Raw genomic sequence first — 17470 nt, 5'->3', positions numbered from 1 at the left:
TGGAATAAGGCAGGGGGCAGGGAGCAGGGAGCAGGGGGAAAAAGCGTTTGAGCCTTATTTACTTTTCTTCACATAGTTTGGTTTTATTGCATCGACTTACTTATCTCTGTAGAGACGCGAAATTTCGCGTCTCTACTATTACATTTACAAAATTGGTTGAACCTGTAGCAACGCTGTTAAATCCAATGCAGCTAGTCGTCTATATGCTTCATCTATGACACGCTCACCTCTAAGAAACCCTGTATTCGCACCAGGACAAATGTATTGAAGTGTGTCTGGTGTAAAACGCTCTAGTAGAGCTTGAGTACTTTTAATTTGTCTCGGCCAGTGAAAAGTTTTAGCTGTACGTAAGGGAATTGGTTCACCTTGCTGATTCGGGATTAAATGACGACCAGAAAATAAAACACCACCCAAATCTCTGTCATAAAGGCAAGATGAGCCTGGAGAATGGCCTGGTGTCCAAATTATTTGTGCAGTAGTAGCCAGATGAAACTCTTGGCTAAAAGTAGTGACAGTTAAACCTGGTAATAAATAAGCTTCTTGTTCTTGAATAAGAATTTCACAGTTTAAGAGTTGCTGAAGTTCAGATGTTTTACCAATAGCACCACGGTGGCTAATAAATAACCAGCGTACACCTCCAAGCGATCGCACAAAATCCAGATTCGTTTCGTCTAAAGCTGGGCAATCGATGAGGATATTCCCTTCATTTCTTACAATGAAATAGGAGGTTCCCCCCAATGTGTCCCGATGAGGTGGAAAAGCAAAGATGCTGTCTAGCACAGGCCGTGGTGCTTTAGTTGTATTACTAGGCTGTTCAGGTAAGGGACACATGAGCAAAAACCGCACGCAAAGAGGAGTGGAACAAGTTTAGTTACAGAGTTGGACTGCTGAAGCAATTCCTTGAGCTTTAACAATTACTGTGAACGCTTGTTAAAAACTGGAGTTTTCGAGTCTGCTGAGTGGTGAGGGCGGTGGTGCTGACACGACGAATGGGACATTTTGCCAAATTACTGAAGAAAACATGACTTTTTGGTTTCTCCTGCTACTAGGACTAGCTACTTATCTTATGGTGCAACGTAGTGCTGCTAACATTACACGCACACCTATCTGGTTATTGTGGCTAGTTTTAATGACACCAGCTTTATTATTGACTGGATGGACGCTAAGGTATGGCATCAAACAACCTCCGCCATCAGCACTAATTATCTGGTCATCAATTGTTTGCATTTTGTTATACTGGCTGTTGTTTCAATGGGGGCGGACAACGCCTACAGATAAGCAAACTGAACCCCAAGCCCCAACATCACCGGTTATCCATCCTACCGCAGAACCAGTACCAGTGCGTCCCATTGAACCTACCGAAGAAAGCCAGCTGCGAAATTGTTTTCCCTGGTCTGTATACTACATCCAAAATATTGAGTATCGACCCCAAGCTATCATCTGTCGGGGTCAGTTAAGAACTACACCAAATCAAGCTTACCAGCGCATTAAGGCGAATATCGAAGTCGAATTTGGCGATCGCTTTTTGGTCATCTTTCAAGAAGGTATCAATGGCAAACCTTTCTTTGTCCTTGTACCTAATACCCAAGCAGCTAAAGATAATAACCGCAATCAAACAGAACAATTAACTCGACCAGGATTAGCACTTTTATTATTAGCTGCAACTCTTGTCACTACTACTCTAGTGGGAGCTAGAATTGCTGGTGTTGATATTACCAAATTAGAATCTGACCCGACTTTACTGTTACAAGGTTTGCCCTATGCTATTGGGTTAATTACAATTTTAGGGATTCACGAACTTGGTCATTATCTAACAGCTAGATTCTACAAGATTCGCTCAACATTGCCATATTTTATCCCCATGCCTTTCTTTTTAGGGACTTTTGGTGCATTTATTCAAATGCGTAGTCCAGTTCCTAACCGTAAAGCTTTATTTGATGTTAGTATTGCTGGGCCAATTGCCGGATTTATTGCCACATTACCTTTATTAATGTGGGGTTTAGCTCATTCTAATATTGTTCCTTTAACAGAAAAAAACGGAATTCTTAATCCTGACGCACTGAATCCAAAATATTCAATTCTATTAGCTTTGCTTTCTAAAATAGCTTTAGGTAGTCAGTTAAATGCTCAATCTGCTATTGATTTGCATCCCTTAGCCGTAGCAGGTTTTTTAGGGTTAATTGTCACGGCCTTAAATTTAATGCCCGTTGGCCAACTTGATGGTGGTCACATTGTTCATGCAATGTTTGGCCAAAGAACAGCCATAATGATTGGTCAAGTTGCACGTTTATTATTGCTACTACTGTCTTTGGTGCAGTCTGAATTTTTTGTCTGGGCGATAATTTTATTATTTCTGCCCTTGATTGATGAACCAGCTTTAAACGATGTTTCCGAACTGGATAACAAACGCGATATCTTGGGATTGATCGCTATGGGTTTGTTGATCATTATTGTCTTGCCATTACCACAAGCGATCGCTAACTTGTTACAAATTTAAGTTTCCGGGAGTAGACAATCTCTACTCCCGATATTTTCTAAGAAACTGAATTACTCACCTCAGCCGCTTTTGCTGTAGCTGGACTACCGCCCATCCGAATTTCTGAAGTAAAAGAAGCCATACTAAAGCCGCCAAAACGCTTCAAAACACTAACCCGCATTCTTAAATTGGGGCTAGCAAACCACAGGCGTTCTTCAGACCACATCGTTTCGTACTCTGTGGTTAAAGTTAACGCATCATCGCTACCCATCTTATAACGACCAGCTACGGGTGCTTTTTCGGCATATCCCATTTCTCGCAATAATCTGCCTTCACTGGCATTATCAGCATCTGGTATGGTGACTAACACAGTTGAACCAGTGTGCTTTTCTTCATCCCATTCCATTGTGCCGTTCCAGGTGACTCTAGCACCACAGGAAGCTTCGCTGGGGTTGACTTCGTACTGTTGACACAGTTTGATTACTTCTGGATGGTCTGCTGCTAACATCTCAATTACGATGTCTGACTTGCCATCTTCAGATTGTTTAAATGCCAAGTGATGACTAGTACGATGGGAAAACCATTTACCAGCACTTAATTCAAAAAACTCTTCAATATTCATGAATAAAATTACCCTGCATCAAAAATGCTAAAAGTCCCTCTTATTATTAAAAGGTAGCAGGAGAGATCAATTTTATGCTTGCTTGCTTTTTTCCTCGATTCTCTTGAGGCAGATTCTGGCTGCTTCAGCTACGTTAGGATGGCTATCCTTTTCTAGATATTTCAAAGCGGAGATACTTTTGGGCGTGGGGAGATTTCCTAAAGCTTCTGCGAGTCTTTGTCTGACTAACCAATCCTCTGATTGGGCAAATTTTAAGATACTATCAACGGCTTCTAAATCTCCAATTTCCCCTAGCGCAGAAATCGCTGCTTCTTGTAACACCAGTTCATTACTGTCTAATGCTTGCATCAGGATTTCATGGGCGCGGGGGTCTTTAATATTCCCTAAAGCTACCGCCGCACTAAAGCGAACTAGCCAATCTGTATCTTCATAAAATGCCCTAGATAGTGCTTCAAATGCCCGATTGTCGCCTAAATATCCCAATGCCCCAGCAGCATCAGCCCGAATGCCATAGTCAGGATCTGTTTGCAAAATTCTAATCAAAATTTCATAACATTCTGCTGTTTGCTTGACTCCTAGCGCAAAGATCGCCATAGAACGCAGTTGCAAGGACTCATCATCAAGTACCTTTTTGATTAAAGGTACAGCATCTTCCGCAGGGACATCACGTAGATTAGCCAAGGCGACCATGCGATCGCGCAGATTGGAACTCTCTAACTGAGTAGAAATTTCCTGTAAGGATAGAGCAGCCATTTATTTATGAGAGCTTTCTTTACTTATCTTTACTTTACCTGATTTGCTCATCCGCCAGGCATGAAACTAGCGTCTAAATTTGGCGTGATTTCCGAATGCTGAGGTATTAACTGATGCTGGATATGGTATTTCTTTAACCGCAGTATTTCAGTAATATAGATAACTTATTATACTTGAGTCTTAGTTAAATCTTTACAGAAACATGTAATAAAAATTACTATATACAAGTCATCTTTGATTTTTGCAACCAGTCAGAATGCTTTTAACTGTCTTTTGTCATGTTACTTGTTTTCTGGCTCAAAAAAGTAGGTTCAGTCATCACATCAAATTCTGATATCAAGAATTCATCGATAATTATGGTTCAAAAAAAATTAGCATTATTGATACTCAGCATTTCTGCGGTCTTTGGTTCTGGTCAATTTTTTCAACCCACAGCATCCTTAGCAAAAACTACTTTCATTGCACAGGCTAATTTTTTGTCGCCATTAGAACAGCAGACAATTGATGAAATGAACAAAGTGCGGAAAAATCCAAAAGCCTACATTCCCATATTGGAATCTTATAAAAAACGCTTTCAGGGTAAACGTGTAAGAATCTCGCAAAATTCTTATCTAATTACTCAAGAAGGAGTAAAAGCCGTTGATGAGGCGATCGCATTTCTCAAATCAACACCTTCTCTGGGAACATTAACTATATCTAGAGGAATGTCTTTAGCAGCTAAAGATCATGTCAAAGACCAAGGCCCCAAAGGAACAACAGGCCATAATGGCAGTAATGGTAGCGATCCTTTCACACGCCTTGATAAATACGGAAAATGGCAAATTACGGCGGCGGAAAATATCAGCTACGGCCCGAATACCGCCCAAGATATTATTATGCAATTAATTATTGATGATGGAGTACCATCACGCGGTCATCGAACTAATATTTTTGGCCCGGAATTTAAAGTGAGTGGAATTGCTTGTGGAACTCACAGAATTTATAAATATATGTGTGTAATTAACTATGCAGGAGGGTATCAAGAAAAAACAAATTAAGCGGTTAAATCTGGCTCAATCAAGCATTTTGAGTCAAAAACCAGAATTAAAAATACTATATACCTTGGTGCGTTACGCCAAAAGTTAACGCACCTGAGCAAGATGATTTAACTCAAAGCAAAAAAGGATTAATTTTGCTTTTTCTGTAATTTAGTTAATCTATCTTTTAAAGCTAATTCTCGTTGACTATCGTCTAATGTATGAGCGATCGCAATTGCTCTTTCATAAAAATTTTTGGCAGTAGGATAATTACCTAACTGCTCGTATAACTCAGCATAAGATACGAAAGATTTCAATTGTTCAGGTAAATTTTGTAATTCTTGCGCCAAAATCAAACGTTCTTGGAGTAATTCAAAAGCGCGTTCATTGCGTCCTACAGAACTGTGCGCTTTAACTAAACCATCAATGGCGCGTAATTGGATAGTGCTATCGCCATTCATTTTCGCCATCCGCATTGCTAACCCGTAAGCGCTGATGGTATCTGGATAATTTTTCGCAGCTAGATAAGCATCACCTAAATTATTTAAAGTATTCGCTTCACCGATTAAATCACCTTTTTGACGGCGATAAGTTAAAGCAGTTTCATAAAGTTTAATTGCCTGATTATAATTACCTAATCTAGCCGCTACTAAACCCAAATTGCTTAAAGAAAGTCCTTGACCTTCAATACTGTTAATACCTTGAGCAATTTTTAATGCTTCTTGAACTGTACGACCTGCTGCTACAGTTTCTCCATCTTGTAAGAGAATTGCCGCAATATTATTTAAGGTAAAGATTTGGGATTGGAAATCTTTTGTATCTCGCGCAATTGCTAGTCGTCGGCGTAAAGCATCTTCGCCTTCTTTAAATCTGTCTTGTTGAATATATGCTTTAGCTAACAACTCATAAGTTAAACCAGTAGCTTGAACATCACCAACAGAATGATAAATCTCTAAAGCTTGCAAGCAAGAATCAATAGTTTTCGCTGCATTTCCGGAACGATATTGCTGTTGGCCTACTCGCAGCAAACTATCGGCCTCGTCTCTCGAATATCGCCAACTGGAATTGCTTAACGGACGATGAAGTTGCTGTGTAATATCACTTGCGTTTGCAGCAATGGGACTCAAGACAAAAGTAAAAAGTAAAAAGTAAAAAGTAAAAAGTTGCGATGGATCAACCCGTCGCCAGGTAGTTACACCTTTAAACAACCAAAATCCGTAGCTTTTTGAGTTAAAAGTGGAAGCGGAATCCAAAACATGATGCTTTGGGAATAAATGCCGTTGTTGCATAAAACTTACCCGTAAAATTTCGTCAAAGAGTATAAAGTTTCCGTAAAAGTTTTATTTGTTGCGGCATAATTACCATAAACATAAGCGTTATTACGTAGTCGATGATGGAACTAAATCTTCTCCCAAGTAGATAGCGCGGATGTCAGAAGGTAATTTGTCCTCTAGCATACGATAGCCTTTCTGGAGAAAATTGGCTACTTCGGCAGGCGCGATTCTTTCACCTTCAGCTTGCAAATAGGCCGCAATTCTTGTCTCGCTCCAATGAAAAGTTTGTGCCATCAACACCATCAAACGTAATATCGGTGGCAGTTGGTCTAACGCTTTTTCTACGTAGCACCATAAAGGTGGGGAAGTAGCTGGCAGTGAATAATGAATTGCTTCGGTTGGCGGTAATTCAATCTCGTTAATACAAAAAGCGGTGATGTTAATAAGCCAATTTTGCAAGGTTAAACCTTCATTTCCTGGTAGCGGGTTTTCTAAATCGAGTCCACCGAGTTCGTAATAAATATGTCGCCAAGTCAAGGCAAATAGATAATCTGCCTGGACAGGCGATCGCGCTGAATGCTGAATTAAGGTATAAACTATCGGGCTATAACGGCAAAAAATCACCGTAAAGTACTTGCCAGCCTCAGGATATCGCTGAAATAGACTCAGTAGTTCCTGGTCATTGTGATGGAACAGCGACTTAACTAGCGGATGATTAGTTTCTGGAAAATGAGGAATTTGCATAAGCATTTAGCTAATAGTTGTTAAGATAATGTTTATAACAACAGCTCTAGAGTTAAACCCGTAAGATATTGTGTAAGTCTGTTTGCTGCCAAAGCTCAGACTACTTTAGTATTGATACACTAGAAACAAGGACTCAATTTTAGTCTTTATCGATAAAAATAAAAGCGGCTCCCTTATACAATCTTTCTTTTGTTCATGGTTATAGCAGCTAATGTAATGCAGTTTTTATTTGCCCCATTGACTTTAGGCTCGTTTTTACCATCCTTGCCTTTGGATAGCTTACTATCCACCCAAGGCATCATGGTAATGTTACTGGCGGCTTATGCGGGGGCAATGTGGATGTTTCTCACCAGCGCGCCCAAAGTCCACACCGTCATGGTGTCTGATTTAGAGATTGCGCGACAGTTGTACGAAGGGCTGCTAGATTTGCCAGCCGCCGAAGTGCCTCTGCACTACTACTACAACTATGAACAAACCATTGGCACAACGGCGATAGACCCGTTATATATGTCCGCAAGTCCTAGTTGGTCTAGCAAAACCATGAGTAACGCCAACGAAGGATTGTGGTATCAATTAAAGAAAAATACCCAACTACACGTTATTACAGGGGCTAGTTTAGGTAATAAAAACCAGCAGCGTCACGTTTGTTTTGACCGCGACTGCTTAGAAATGATTTTAATGCGAGTAGAAACCCGTGGTTTAAAATTCAAAATTCGCAACCAAAAGCCACTGAATTTTTTAGTTAAAGACTACGAAGGGCGCGTCATTGAATTAGCTGAAGTAGCGAATTAATCATTAGTTATTACTAGTAGGGTGCGTTGTGGCTTTGCCCAACGCACCTTATTTATTAAACATATGACTTTTCATCGTAAACCTTGGCAAATGAAACCAGCCCAATAGCGAGGGTGTGAAAAAGGAAATTCCTCAGTTGAATTTTCGATTTTTTTAATTAATCTGTTAACTTTGGCATAAATTTCATATTCATGCTTCCATTGTTCATATTCTACTGAGTTAGGAATGTATTGTTTCCTCATTGTTATCAGTTCTTTTTCTCTTGTTTCTGCCGCATCAAAAATTTTTTTAAGCTCATGTTTATTGAAATTGCGTAGTTGAATTTGAGCTTGCCGTAACGATTCAGGACGGCTTTTATCTTGTTTACGTTGCTGATAGTAGAACACAGAGAATACTGCTGTCGCTAAGTCATCGACTGCCCATAAACTACTAACAACACTTCTAGCACCAGCACACAAAAAGCCTGTGGCGAGAGTAAGAATATCATCAGTTAGGGAAGGAGTACCCAAATTTGTCTCGCAACAAGAAAGAAAAACATCAGATAAATGAGGTAAACGCCATCCAGGTGTCATCAACTGCCCTAAAGTAATATTGCCATCGCCTAATTTCAAATTTGATTCAAGAGGATTATAGAGACAAGATTCAGCATGATGACTACAGTGAAGTACTTGGACTTGTTCAGCAAGTTGGCGATATTTAGCTTTAGTGGCTTGCTTGCTACCTCTGAGCCTTTGAGTATTAGGAATGTTGAGAAGTTTGGCAAGTTGTTCACCTTCAAAACTGGCAAAGGCTAAATCGTCTGTGGCATTTTCTACAGTGCCGTATGATTGATTTAAAGTTCCTATCTTTTCGCGTTGTTGACAGAATTCTAAGATTTGGCAGCTAGGAGTATGGCGAGTAAGAAATTTATCACCTAAGTATTGATGCTTTCCGATAGGTAAAGCTGCAAAGGGAATTTGATGCAGCAGCAAATGAGGTACTATTATCAGTTCTTCAATGGCTTCTAGATGTTGGGTGATAAGTTCAGCCAGTTGCAAGCGTTGAGTTAGTTCCCTGAGAAGATTGTCAATTTGGCTTGCCCAAGTTTGGTTATCGCTTACATAAGGTAATAACCAATTCTGCGAAATCCAATTTTGTAACGTTGCTATTCCTTGCCCAGTGCAAGTGTGGAGGGTAATTTGGTTTTTACGTACTACAAAGATATGAATGTCCGTCTTGGTAGTGTAGAAACTGAGAATAGCAGTAGTAGGCTGGTCAATAAGCTTTTGTATTGCCGAAAAGTCAGGGGCAGTAACTTGAATTTCGCCTGCTAATACGGGATCTAAACGTCTAATTTGTTCCCAAACTTGCTGCTTCTGGGCTTCTAAAGATGCGATCGCTTCATTGTAAACTTGGAATGCAGCGCGTGTTTCACTACGATGATTGTCAGATTGATGGCGTGTGCGTTCTTGCTCAATTTGCCGTTGCAGTTCTTCGTACTGCTGTAATAATTCCTCAACTTCTGGAGGTATTTCGCCACTTTGGTAGAGGTCGTTACTTGCCATTAAGTCTACCAAACGTTTAGAGCGCGATCGTTCTGCATATTCAAAAGCTTTTTCTATTTGCCCAGCATTGATGCAAGCTTGCACTATGTTTTGGTAGACATCAATAGCCTCTTCTATAATTTGTTGACGGCGTGATTCAGAAATTACCCAACTACGGCTGGTTTCTAATCCATTGATGGCTGCTTCATAGCCTTGGATAGCTTTATCCCACTTCCCATTAAAGAAAGCTGTATTACCTAAGTTCCGTCCCGTTATAAAACAATCAAGCGGAAATATGTTGTGTTTATAGACCGTTAAGGATAGCTCAAAAGATTCAATTGCTTTGGTCAAGTATCCATGTAAATTATAAATATGTCCAAGATTAAAATGAGTTAATGCCCAGTCTTCTGGAAAGGTTTCTTTAGTACGAATTCGTAAAGCAGATTGAAAAGCAGTTAGAGATAATTCTAAGTCGTTTGTATAATTTTTTTTTAAACGCTCACCATAGCAAATTGCCAGATTCATTTGAGTCGTAGCCCACCTTATAGGGTCACAATCTCTATTACAAATTTGTAAACTTTTTTGAAGATGATTAATAGCTAAATCTATGTTTTCTGTCCTAGTCCCACTAATTCTATCAAGAAAAGCGATACCTAGGTTGTTTTGAGTTACTGCCCATTCCTTAGGAAATGCTTCTTTAGTAAAAACTTGCAAAGCTTCTTCAAAAACAGATATAGCTAATTCTATATTTTCCTCTTTGTTTTCTTTATTAAGCTCTAAGTAAGCAAGCCCCAAGTTATTTTTGACATCTGCCCATTTTTGAGGCTCATCTGTTTGGTTGAGAACTTTTAAAGCTGCTTTATAAGAATTAATAGCTAACTCAAGATTTTCTTCTCTATCTCCTTTTATACGACAACGATAAGCACTTCCTAATTGGTTTTTGATTAAAGCCCACTCTTGAGGAAATACTTGTGAAGTTAAAATATTTAATGCAACTTCATAGCCAGCAATAGCTATTTCTTTATTTATGACTTGTCTACCTAGTGAACAATTAGTCATAAAACTACTAAAATTGACTATATCAGCTGCAATTATTTCTGATGGTAATAACTTGCTATCAAACAAAAGTTTTATATACTTCTTCAATTTACTAGGAAAATCATCATTAATTTTGTCTATATTAATTTGAAGAATATGGTAAAGTAAATCAGGCTTATTTTTAATCTCATGAACTGCTTGTAAAAGCATTTGAATAAGTTCTTCATAGGTTTCTGCTAATGATGGCTCTCCTAAATTAGTAGAAATTGTAACAGCTACCTTACCCAGAAAAATTGCATCGTCTTTGTTTCCTTGCTCTGCTAGTGTTGCAGACACCTGCCTCATTATTTCTACCAAAGCAGTGTCTATCAAGTTCTTATGAGCATCTAAAATTATCGGTTCTTCCCCCGCAGAAGATTGGAGGAGTTCTTGAATTAGTTTTAAATAAGCATCAAGGCGTTTCTCTTCCATTAAGAGGAAATCCTGTTTATGATTTTTGTTGGTCAATTTATTTAGAATGATTTAAAAAATTCTATTTTGTATAGCAATTCTTCAGCTAAATCCAATAAATCAATTTCATCAATTTCATCGCTACTAGTTCCGCGATTAATTTCTGTAACTGCTACATTAGCAGCTAACAAATTTTTCACAGCAAAAATCTTGTCTTCTTCCTCTGAGAGACTCAGACATTTTTCCAACTCAACAGCTATCTCTTGAAACGTTTTATTTTTTAGCAGCTTTCTTACCCTCACTGCTACCCAGTCATCATTTTGTAGAAAATTAGTCACTAATTCTACAAAACTTTTCTGTCCATTTTCTTCTTCTCCCCAGGTTTCTAGCCAATCTCCATCAACATCATCACAATATAAATGGGCGGCTTTAAGCCCATACTTTATGATGTCATCTTGTAATTTTTGAGCAGCTTCTACAGCTTGTAAGAAGTTGTCTAATCTTTGTTGACGGTCAGATTGTTTTTCCTGAACCATAAGGACTCACTTTGTTGATTAATAACATGGCTAGACAAATTCAGTGAATGAAATTGACCGACAACTATAGATTAAAGTTTAAATAACTACCAATAGTGAGATTATCACTGTTATATAATAATATGTTCACTATCTGATTCACCAAATCCGTTGCACGGGGATTATAACTTAAAAATAAACCTCTATCTATTGTCCACAAAATTAGGGTATTTTCCCAATCATCAAACTTCTCTTGAGAAAATTCCTCGGAGACGCTAGTGAGTTGAATGCATAGTGGTTTCTCTTGCCTACTACTAACAATTATATCAGTTGCCATAGACAGGTCTGCTATATAGCGTTGTACAATTGTCCCGCCCCTATTTTTAATATTATTAGCAATAGGATTAATTAATTTGGCATCCTCCTGATTGAACTCCCCCGCCATTAGTTTTTGTCTCCAGATGTAAAATTTAGGGTCGTTTTCACGCAACCATTTAGGAAACAAGTAGCTATACCAATACTGTAGGGTTGGATTCAGTGCTGTTAAAGCTGATTGTTGCTCTTCTTCAGATGGTAATGATTTAAGTTTCAGCCAAACTTCAGCATCTTGAAGCATTTGTTGCAAAAACAGGATGACGAATCTTTTAGCAGTCAGCGAACCCGGTTTGACATCTTTCACCCAGCGATTTATCTCTTCTAACCTTTTTGCTAAATCTGGAGCTATGACAGATGCTTCCTGTATTAGTAGTCTTAATTGTTGTTTAGTATCTTTGGCTTGCAAATAATTATAAACCTCAAAACTAGGGTTGGTTGCTAAAATTTGAAAGTTATTTTATCAATCTAAGCAATAAATGCAAAACTTCTTATTTTGAAATTGGAGATTTAGTACTAAGATAGGCTGTAGTCTGTGTCATTTTATAATATCTGCTAACTTCTCTAGCAATTCTTCAGCTAAATCCAATAACTCAATCTCGTCAATTTCATAAACTTCATTGCTGATTCCGCGATTATTATCTCTAACTACCAAAGTAGCAGCTAGCACATCTTTGACAGCAAAAATTCGGTCTTCTTCCTCAGGTAAACTCAGGCATTTTTCCAACTCATCAGCAATTTCCTGAATTGTTTTTGTACTCAAACGCTCTCTTACTTTCACAGCTATCAAATCATCGCTTTCCAGCAGTTTTACTAAAGCTGTTCTCAGTCCATTATTTTCGTTAGAAAATTTCTCAATAGCTACACGCACGTAGTCCCTTAGACTCATATTTGCTGCCATTGCTTTTTGTGCAACTACATCTGGGACATCAACTAACAATAGACCTTCGTTATCGCTGGCTTGATATAAGTCATCCCCTTGTTTAACTGCTACCAACAAATCAGCACCTAAAGTATGTAAATAGTGCAACACTGATTCCAGTTCATGTTCTTTTAACGCCGATTCCAACTTAGATACGGCGGCTTGCTTGACTCCTAGTTTTTCTGCTAGTTGTGCTTGAGTGAGTCCAGCTTTATTACGTATTTCCCGCATAGCATCAGTTAGGTAAAGACGCAGGTACTCTAACTTACCTGCCAAAATTACCTCTGGGTCTTCACTAACCTGTTGCTGCAACCAAGCTTGAAAATTAGGCTTTTTCATCATTCCTCTGCTGTAATTCGCGCAATCTCACTCTTGCAGGTTCTTTGTCTTTCTCTTTGATAGCGTCGTCGTATTTTTTCATAAAGGCGTGTAACACTACAAACCTCTGAGGCGTAGCAGCCGTTAAGATAAACCTGGGATTATGCTCGCTCTTTGTCATACGTAACTCATACAAGTCATCTTCTAGCTTCTCAAAGATGCCACTGGTGAGAGATGCTAATCCTTTGTTGCACAGGTAGCCAAGATTAACTTGTAAACGCTTGGTTTCAGAAGCACTTAGTAAAGGCTTTGGCGGATTTTCTGGCTGTTCTTCTTCAGGAATCATCCTAATGAAAAAAGCCAGTAAATCTTTGGGAAAGTCCCCATTGACATCTTGATAAAGTTCCCACGTCCAAGTCACTTCTTACCTCACAATATAGTATTCCTTTAAAGGAATGTCAAGGAGATTATTCCTTTAAAGGAATATCATATACAATGAGCCATCGCAACTAAAAAATGGTGTGTTGAAGCAAAGCCTTAACACACCAGACGATCTCTTTCAATTTCCAGAATTAACTACCTGATTCTGCGGATGCTTCTGATTTGTCAGGCTTGAGTAAGGGGAAAGCAATCACATCTCGAATACTGGCAGAATCAGTTAATAACATGACTAACCGATCAATTCCAATACCTAACCCGCCTGTGGGTGGCATTCCGTATTCCAACGCCGTCAAGAAATCTTCGTCTACACCTTGGGCTTCTAAATCACCTGCGGCTTTTCTGGCGGCTTGGGCTTCGAGACGTTCTCTTTGGTCGATGGGATCGGTTAATTCTGAGAAACTGTTGGCGGTTTCACGTCCCACAATGAATAACTCAAATCGTTCTACTAAACCTGGTTGAGAACGGTGGGGTTTGGCTAGGGGCGAAATTTCCACAGGATAGTCAATGACAAAGGTAGGTTGAATTAAGCTAGTTTCTACCTTTTCTTCAAAGGCTAAATTTAGTACCTTACCAATTGATTGGGCTTCATCTACACCCGGAATTCCCGCATTTTTAGCTGCGGATTTGGCTTCTTCCAATGTTTGGAAAGAATTGAAGTCTAAGCCTGTAGCTTCTTTGACCACATCGTGCATTGTCACCCGTCGCCAAGGTGGTGTTAAATCTACGGTTTCCCCTTGGTAGGTGATTTGCAATGTGCCGAGAACTTCTTGGGCGACGGTGGTAATAATTCCTTCCGTCAACGCCATCATATCGTTATAGTCGGCGTAGGCTTGGTAAAGTTCGATTGTGGTAAATTCGGGGTTGTGGCGCGTGGAAATTCCTTCATTTCGGAAAATTCGCCCCATTTCAAACACTTTTTCAAAGCCACCAACAATCAACCGCTTGAGATGGAGTTCTGTGGCAATTCGCAGATACAAGTCCATTTCTAGGGTGTTGTGATAGGTGATGAAGGGACGCGCATCTGCACCCCCGGCTTCACTTTGCAAAACTGGCGTTTCAATTTCGAGAAAATCTCGCTGTTCTAAGTAGCGGCGAATTCCGGCGGTAATTTGGGCGCGACGGCGGAATGTTTGCCGGACTTCGGGGTTAACAATCAAGTCAACGTAACGCTGACGGTAACGTTTAGCAATATCTGTTAATCCATGCCACTTGTCGGGGAGAGGCAATAAGGATTTTGTGAGGATGGTGTATTGTTTGACGTAGACTGATAACTCGCCCTTTTCAGTCCGTTTAATAGTACCTTTAACGCCTATAATATCGCCTACATCTGTAAGTTGCTTGAGGTGATTAAAAGCATCAGCATCAATCTCTGCCATGCTTTCTTGGATACGACTTTTTTCTAGATAAAGCTGTATATTACCAGTTTCGTCTTGCAAGGTGAAGAATGCTAACTTACCAAAAACACGCCGCGCCATAATCCGCCCAGCGATGGCTACTTCTAAATCAACTTCTTCACCGTTGGCTAAATCAGCAAATTTATCTTGCAACTGGGCTGCGTGATGGCTAGATTCCCAACGATAGGAGTATGGATTACCCCCTAGCTGCTTAATCTGGTCTACTTTTTCCAGCCTTGCGGCTCGGATATCTTCTTCCGACATGGTAACGAACTAAAATAGGGCAAGATTAATTATAGATGCTGTAAAAGTAGACAGTGAGAGATTTTTGCGACTAACAAAATTTAGATTGTAATCGCCCAAGGAATCCCACAATGCCACAAACCAAAGTCCGCCTATGGAATGTAGATGAATATCACCGAATGCTAGAAACGGGTATTATTACAGCCGATGAACGAGTGGAACTGATTGAGGGACAAGTAATACCCATGAGTGCGAAAAATCCCCCCCACGCCGCCACAACTTTATGTGCATCTGACTACCTGAAGAGGTTATTAGCGGAAGTCGCTTTAGTGCGAGTACAAGATCCCATCCAGTTAAGCCAATACTCGGAACCTGAACCGGATATTGCAGTTGTCCGCATCGATTCACGAAAGTACGTTGCCCATCATCCTCAACCCGATGAAGTTTTTTTATTAATTGAAGTTGCAGATACAACACTAGAAAGCGATCGCCAACAAAAAGCTCCTCTTTATGCTCAAGCAGGAATTATAGAGTATTGGATATTAGATGTAAATCAATATCAGGTTTATGTTTTCTGCGAACCGAATTTGGCAGGGTACAATCAACAGTTTATTTTAGATGAAAATGCAACATTTTCCTTGATTACTTTTCCAGAAATTGCCGTTCAAATTAGTCAGATTTTTCCATAAATTTAGCGATTTACTACCTAACAATTTTCTAGGTAATTAGCCAATTCTTTCCAAAATTCTATGCCTGCTAAAGATATTTACCATAATGTAGTTAAAGCTGGACTAATCAAAGATGGTTGGACAATCACTAATGATCCACTTGTTCTGCAATACGGTGCTAAAGATTTCTTTGTTGATTTAGGCGCGGAAAAACTCTTGGCTGCCGAAAAAAGTGGTAAAAAAATTGCAGTAGAAATCAAAAGTTTTCTCAGTAATTCTCCTATGAATGATTTAGAGAAAGCTGTCGGTCAGTATATTGTATATAGAGATATTTTAGAAGAAACCGAGAGTAATCGACCACTCTATCTAGCTGTTAATCATAAAGCTTTTAAAGATGTTTTTTCTGAGCCTATAGGTCAATTAATTCTTAAAAAGAATCAACTAAAACTACTGATATTTAATTCTCAGACCCAGGAGATTACTCAATGGATAAGTTAGAACGCTATCGAGAAATTATTACAAAAATTTTGCAAGAATATGCTGCAATTCCTTATTCTTACGGAAATTTAGAAAGACGGCTGATTCTAGGTAAAGATAATAATAATTTTGTTTTATTAACCCTTGGTTGGCAAAATGATCAAAGAGTTCACGGTTGTCTAATTCATCTAGAAATCATGAATGAAAAAATCTGGATTCATAGAGATGGTACAGAAGATGGGATTGCTAATGAATTATTAGCAGCCGAAGTTCCCAAAGAAGATATTGTTTTAGGTTTTCATCCGCCGGAGATTAGACAATATACAGAATATGCTGTTAATTAACTTATCTAGTGATTTCACTTATAAAGCTGCAAAAATTATTTAAGATAAAAAGCGATCGCACCAATATTATCACGCGCGATCGCTTTTTATTTCTGCTTACAAATTTTCTCAATTGTCTCAACAATTACATCAGCTATTTTTGTCCGATTTGTAGAGAATGCCGAGATAAAATTCCCTTCATTTTTAAGTTTGTCAATTGGATGACGGCTTTAATCATACTTTCTTGATCGGGATACAAATCTAAACTTTCTAGAGCTTGATAAAAATTATCTCCAGCTTGTAACTTTTGTTTGAGCTTGTCACGCTGTGATTGACTTAAAATAGCATGAATTTCTTTGTTGCGGCGTTGACGTAAAGCTTGAAGTTGTTGACGTTCTTGCGGAGTAAAATCAGCTTCAGCATCAGCACTTAATTTGCTGTGAGCAAGGCTGACTTGAGTCAAAATCACACTAGAGTTAGCATGGAGTTGTAGAGGTGTAGCTAAGGCAATTCCAGGCATGAAGAGGAATAGGGCCAGAATATTAGCTAACAAAGACAGCCATTTAGGAAAGTGAATTACCATTTTGAGGAATGCCTAAACGAAATTTCATGCTGAGGTTAGCCAAGATTCAAATTAGAGTTTTGAATCTTGGATGTTAACCGTGCCATTTGAGATTTGGGATTTTGGATTGGTTCTGAGATACAAGCACCACCACAAAAATTTTAATAGAATTACTGATTTTAGGTTAAGTAAAGACTGTTAATCTAAAATCGTAAATCTAAAATCCGCAATTTTGTGACCATCTACAAATAGATAGGACTTTGGATAATAGTGCTGCCGATGTTTAAAAGGCAGACAGCAGGATACAGGCGGCAAGTATTTTGGAATATGATATTTTGGCCAAGCTGCCCTAAATTTATTATCTGAGATTAGAGAATCTCAAAAAATAAATCACGCTACAGAAATTTTCTCTTTAGATCGGTAGAGAAAAAAATTGTCTGAGAGGATGTTTGGAAAGTCTAAAAAAGCTCCAGTAACGCTATTGTGTCAGTAGATAAAAATGCGACAGGGTTACTAGAGCAATGTCTACATCATACCCAACAGACCT

The 17470-nt window shown here is 39.0% G+C and carries 18 protein-coding genes; 6 read left to right on the top strand and 12 right to left on the bottom strand.

Going from position 1 to position 17470, the window contains the following annotated elements:
- Window positions 1-144: 144 nt before the first annotated feature.
- Window positions 145-831, bottom strand: a complete 687-nt coding sequence (locus H6G69_RS25310) for an MBL fold metallo-hydrolase (protein WP_190691880.1) — start codon at window positions 829-831, stop codon at window positions 145-147.
- Window positions 832-1021: 190 nt separating this feature from the next.
- Between H6G69_RS25310 and H6G69_RS25305 the strand changes: the two genes are divergently transcribed.
- Window positions 1022-2497, top strand: a complete 1476-nt coding sequence (locus H6G69_RS25305; protein ID WP_190691879.1) for a site-2 protease family protein — start codon at window positions 1022-1024, stop codon at window positions 2495-2497.
- A gap of 37 nt (window positions 2498-2534) precedes the next feature.
- Here H6G69_RS25305 and H6G69_RS25300 read toward each other — a convergent pair whose 3' ends face one another.
- On the bottom strand, window positions 2535-3098 hold the full coding sequence (locus H6G69_RS25300) for a phycobiliprotein lyase (protein ID WP_190691878.1): 564 nt from the start codon (window positions 3096-3098) through the stop codon (window positions 2535-2537).
- A gap of 72 nt (window positions 3099-3170) precedes the next feature.
- Window positions 3171-3851: a HEAT repeat domain-containing protein gene (locus H6G69_RS25295; RefSeq protein WP_190691877.1), complete on the bottom strand. Its 681-nt coding sequence runs from the start codon at window positions 3849-3851 to the stop codon at window positions 3171-3173.
- Window positions 3852-4207: 356 nt separating this feature from the next.
- Between H6G69_RS25295 and H6G69_RS25290 the strand changes: the two genes are divergently transcribed.
- A complete protein-coding gene (locus H6G69_RS25290; RefSeq protein ID WP_190691876.1) occupies window positions 4208-4888 on the top strand; it encodes a CAP domain-containing protein in 681 nt (226 codons plus the stop codon).
- Window positions 4889-5016: 128 nt separating this feature from the next.
- On the opposite strand, the gene H6G69_RS25285 is transcribed toward H6G69_RS25290, so the two are convergent.
- Window positions 5017-6156: a lipopolysaccharide assembly protein LapB gene (locus H6G69_RS25285; protein WP_190691875.1), complete on the bottom strand. Its 1140-nt coding sequence runs from the start codon at window positions 6154-6156 to the stop codon at window positions 5017-5019.
- 90 nt (window positions 6157-6246) lie between these two features.
- Window positions 6247-6885, bottom strand: coding sequence for a sigma-70 family RNA polymerase sigma factor (locus H6G69_RS25280; protein WP_190691874.1), 639 nt, complete (start codon window positions 6883-6885; stop codon window positions 6247-6249).
- Between the two features lie 195 nt (window positions 6886-7080).
- Here H6G69_RS25280 and H6G69_RS25275 point away from each other — a divergent pair, with 195 nt between their 5' ends.
- Window positions 7081-7677, top strand: a complete 597-nt coding sequence (locus H6G69_RS25275; RefSeq protein WP_190691873.1) for a glyoxalase-like domain protein — start codon at window positions 7081-7083, stop codon at window positions 7675-7677.
- Between the two features lie 71 nt (window positions 7678-7748).
- Here the strand turns inward: H6G69_RS25275 and H6G69_RS25270 are convergent, their stop codons facing one another.
- From H6G69_RS25270 to lysS, 6 genes are all read right to left on the bottom strand, one after another.
- Window positions 7749-10709, bottom strand: coding sequence for a CHAT domain-containing protein (locus H6G69_RS25270; protein ID WP_242072181.1), 2961 nt, complete (start codon window positions 10707-10709; stop codon window positions 7749-7751).
- A 41-nt stretch (window positions 10710-10750) separates the two neighbouring features.
- Window positions 10751-11224: a hypothetical protein gene (locus H6G69_RS25265; RefSeq protein WP_190691872.1), complete on the bottom strand. Its 474-nt coding sequence runs from the start codon at window positions 11222-11224 to the stop codon at window positions 10751-10753.
- Window positions 11225-11288: 64 nt separating this feature from the next.
- Window positions 11289-11984, bottom strand: coding sequence for a hypothetical protein (locus H6G69_RS25260; RefSeq protein ID WP_190691871.1), 696 nt, complete (start codon window positions 11982-11984; stop codon window positions 11289-11291).
- A 129-nt stretch (window positions 11985-12113) separates the two neighbouring features.
- Complete coding sequence (locus H6G69_RS25255; protein ID WP_190691870.1) at window positions 12114-12836, bottom strand: helix-turn-helix domain-containing protein; 723 nt, start codon at window positions 12834-12836, stop codon at window positions 12114-12116.
- The gene (locus H6G69_RS25250; RefSeq protein ID WP_190691869.1) at window positions 12823-13236 is read right to left on the bottom strand and encodes a type II toxin-antitoxin system RelE/ParE family toxin; all 414 of its coding nucleotides are present in this window, start codon (window positions 13234-13236) and stop codon (window positions 12823-12825) included. Before H6G69_RS25250 ends, H6G69_RS25255 begins: the two co-directional genes overlap by 14 nt.
- 151 nt (window positions 13237-13387) lie before the next feature.
- Window positions 13388-14914 (bottom strand): lysine--tRNA ligase, encoded by a 1527-nt coding sequence (gene lysS / locus H6G69_RS25245; RefSeq protein ID WP_190691868.1) that lies wholly within the window; start codon window positions 14912-14914, stop codon window positions 13388-13390.
- Between the two features lie 110 nt (window positions 14915-15024).
- Here lysS and H6G69_RS25240 point away from each other — a divergent pair, with 110 nt between their 5' ends.
- From H6G69_RS25240 to H6G69_RS25230, 3 genes are read left to right on the top strand one after another with little or no spacing between them, the layout of a single operon-like run.
- Entirely contained in the window at window positions 15025-15582 is a 558-nt protein-coding gene (locus tag H6G69_RS25240) for a Uma2 family endonuclease (protein WP_190691867.1), read from the top strand.
- A gap of 60 nt (window positions 15583-15642) precedes the next feature.
- Entirely contained in the window at window positions 15643-16059 is a 417-nt protein-coding gene (locus H6G69_RS25235; RefSeq protein ID WP_190691866.1) for an element excision factor XisH family protein, read from the top strand.
- Entirely contained in the window at window positions 16047-16382 is a 336-nt protein-coding gene (locus H6G69_RS25230) for a XisI protein (protein ID WP_190691865.1), read from the top strand. Before H6G69_RS25235 ends, H6G69_RS25230 begins: the two co-directional genes overlap by 13 nt.
- Window positions 16383-16515: 133 nt before the next feature.
- Here the strand turns inward: H6G69_RS25230 and H6G69_RS25225 are convergent, their stop codons facing one another.
- Entirely contained in the window at window positions 16516-16944 is a 429-nt protein-coding gene (locus H6G69_RS25225) for a hypothetical protein (protein ID WP_190691864.1), read from the bottom strand.
- Between the last annotated feature and the right edge of the window lie 526 nt (window positions 16945-17470).

Source organism: Nostoc sp. FACHB-110 (assembly GCF_014697425.1).
Classification (GTDB): domain Bacteria; phylum Cyanobacteriota; class Cyanobacteriia; order Cyanobacteriales; family Nostocaceae; genus Nostoc_B.
This window is presented reverse-complemented; position numbering and strand designations above follow the sequence as displayed.

Bases quoted from the DNA above. Each gene is read 5' to 3' on its own strand.
- H6G69_RS25310 (WP_190691880.1), bottom strand. From the start codon at position 831: ATGTGTCCCTTACCTGAACAGCCTAGTAATACAACTAAAGCACCACGG.
- H6G69_RS25305 (WP_190691879.1), top strand. From the start codon at position 1,022: ATGACTTTTTGGTTTCTCCTGCTACTAGGACTAGCTACTTATCTTATG.
- H6G69_RS25300 (WP_190691878.1), bottom strand. From the start codon at position 3,098: ATGAATATTGAAGAGTTTTTTGAATTAAGTGCTGGTAAATGGTTTTCC.
- H6G69_RS25295 (WP_190691877.1), bottom strand. From the start codon at position 3,851: ATGGCTGCTCTATCCTTACAGGAAATTTCTACTCAGTTAGAGAGTTCC.
- H6G69_RS25290 (WP_190691876.1), top strand. From the start codon at position 4,208: ATGGTTCAAAAAAAATTAGCATTATTGATACTCAGCATTTCTGCGGTC.
- H6G69_RS25285 (WP_190691875.1), bottom strand. From the start codon at position 6,156: ATGCAACAACGGCATTTATTCCCAAAGCATCATGTTTTGGATTCCGCT.
- H6G69_RS25280 (WP_190691874.1), bottom strand. From the start codon at position 6,885: ATGCAAATTCCTCATTTTCCAGAAACTAATCATCCGCTAGTTAAGTCG.
- H6G69_RS25275 (WP_190691873.1), top strand. From the start codon at position 7,081: ATGGTTATAGCAGCTAATGTAATGCAGTTTTTATTTGCCCCATTGACT.
- H6G69_RS25270 (WP_242072181.1), bottom strand. From the start codon at position 10,709: ATGGAAGAGAAACGCCTTGATGCTTATTTAAAACTAATTCAAGAACTC.
- H6G69_RS25265 (WP_190691872.1), bottom strand. From the start codon at position 11,224: ATGGTTCAGGAAAAACAATCTGACCGTCAACAAAGATTAGACAACTTC.
- H6G69_RS25255 (WP_190691870.1), bottom strand. From the start codon at position 12,836: ATGAAAAAGCCTAATTTTCAAGCTTGGTTGCAGCAACAGGTTAGTGAA.
- lysS (WP_190691868.1), bottom strand. From the start codon at position 14,914: ATGTCGGAAGAAGATATCCGAGCCGCAAGGCTGGAAAAAGTAGACCAG.
- H6G69_RS25240 (WP_190691867.1), top strand. From the start codon at position 15,025: ATGCCACAAACCAAAGTCCGCCTATGGAATGTAGATGAATATCACCGA.
- H6G69_RS25235 (WP_190691866.1), top strand. From the start codon at position 15,643: ATGCCTGCTAAAGATATTTACCATAATGTAGTTAAAGCTGGACTAATC.
- H6G69_RS25230 (WP_190691865.1), top strand. From the start codon at position 16,047: ATGGATAAGTTAGAACGCTATCGAGAAATTATTACAAAAATTTTGCAA.
- H6G69_RS25225 (WP_190691864.1), bottom strand. From the start codon at position 16,944: ATGGTAATTCACTTTCCTAAATGGCTGTCTTTGTTAGCTAATATTCTG.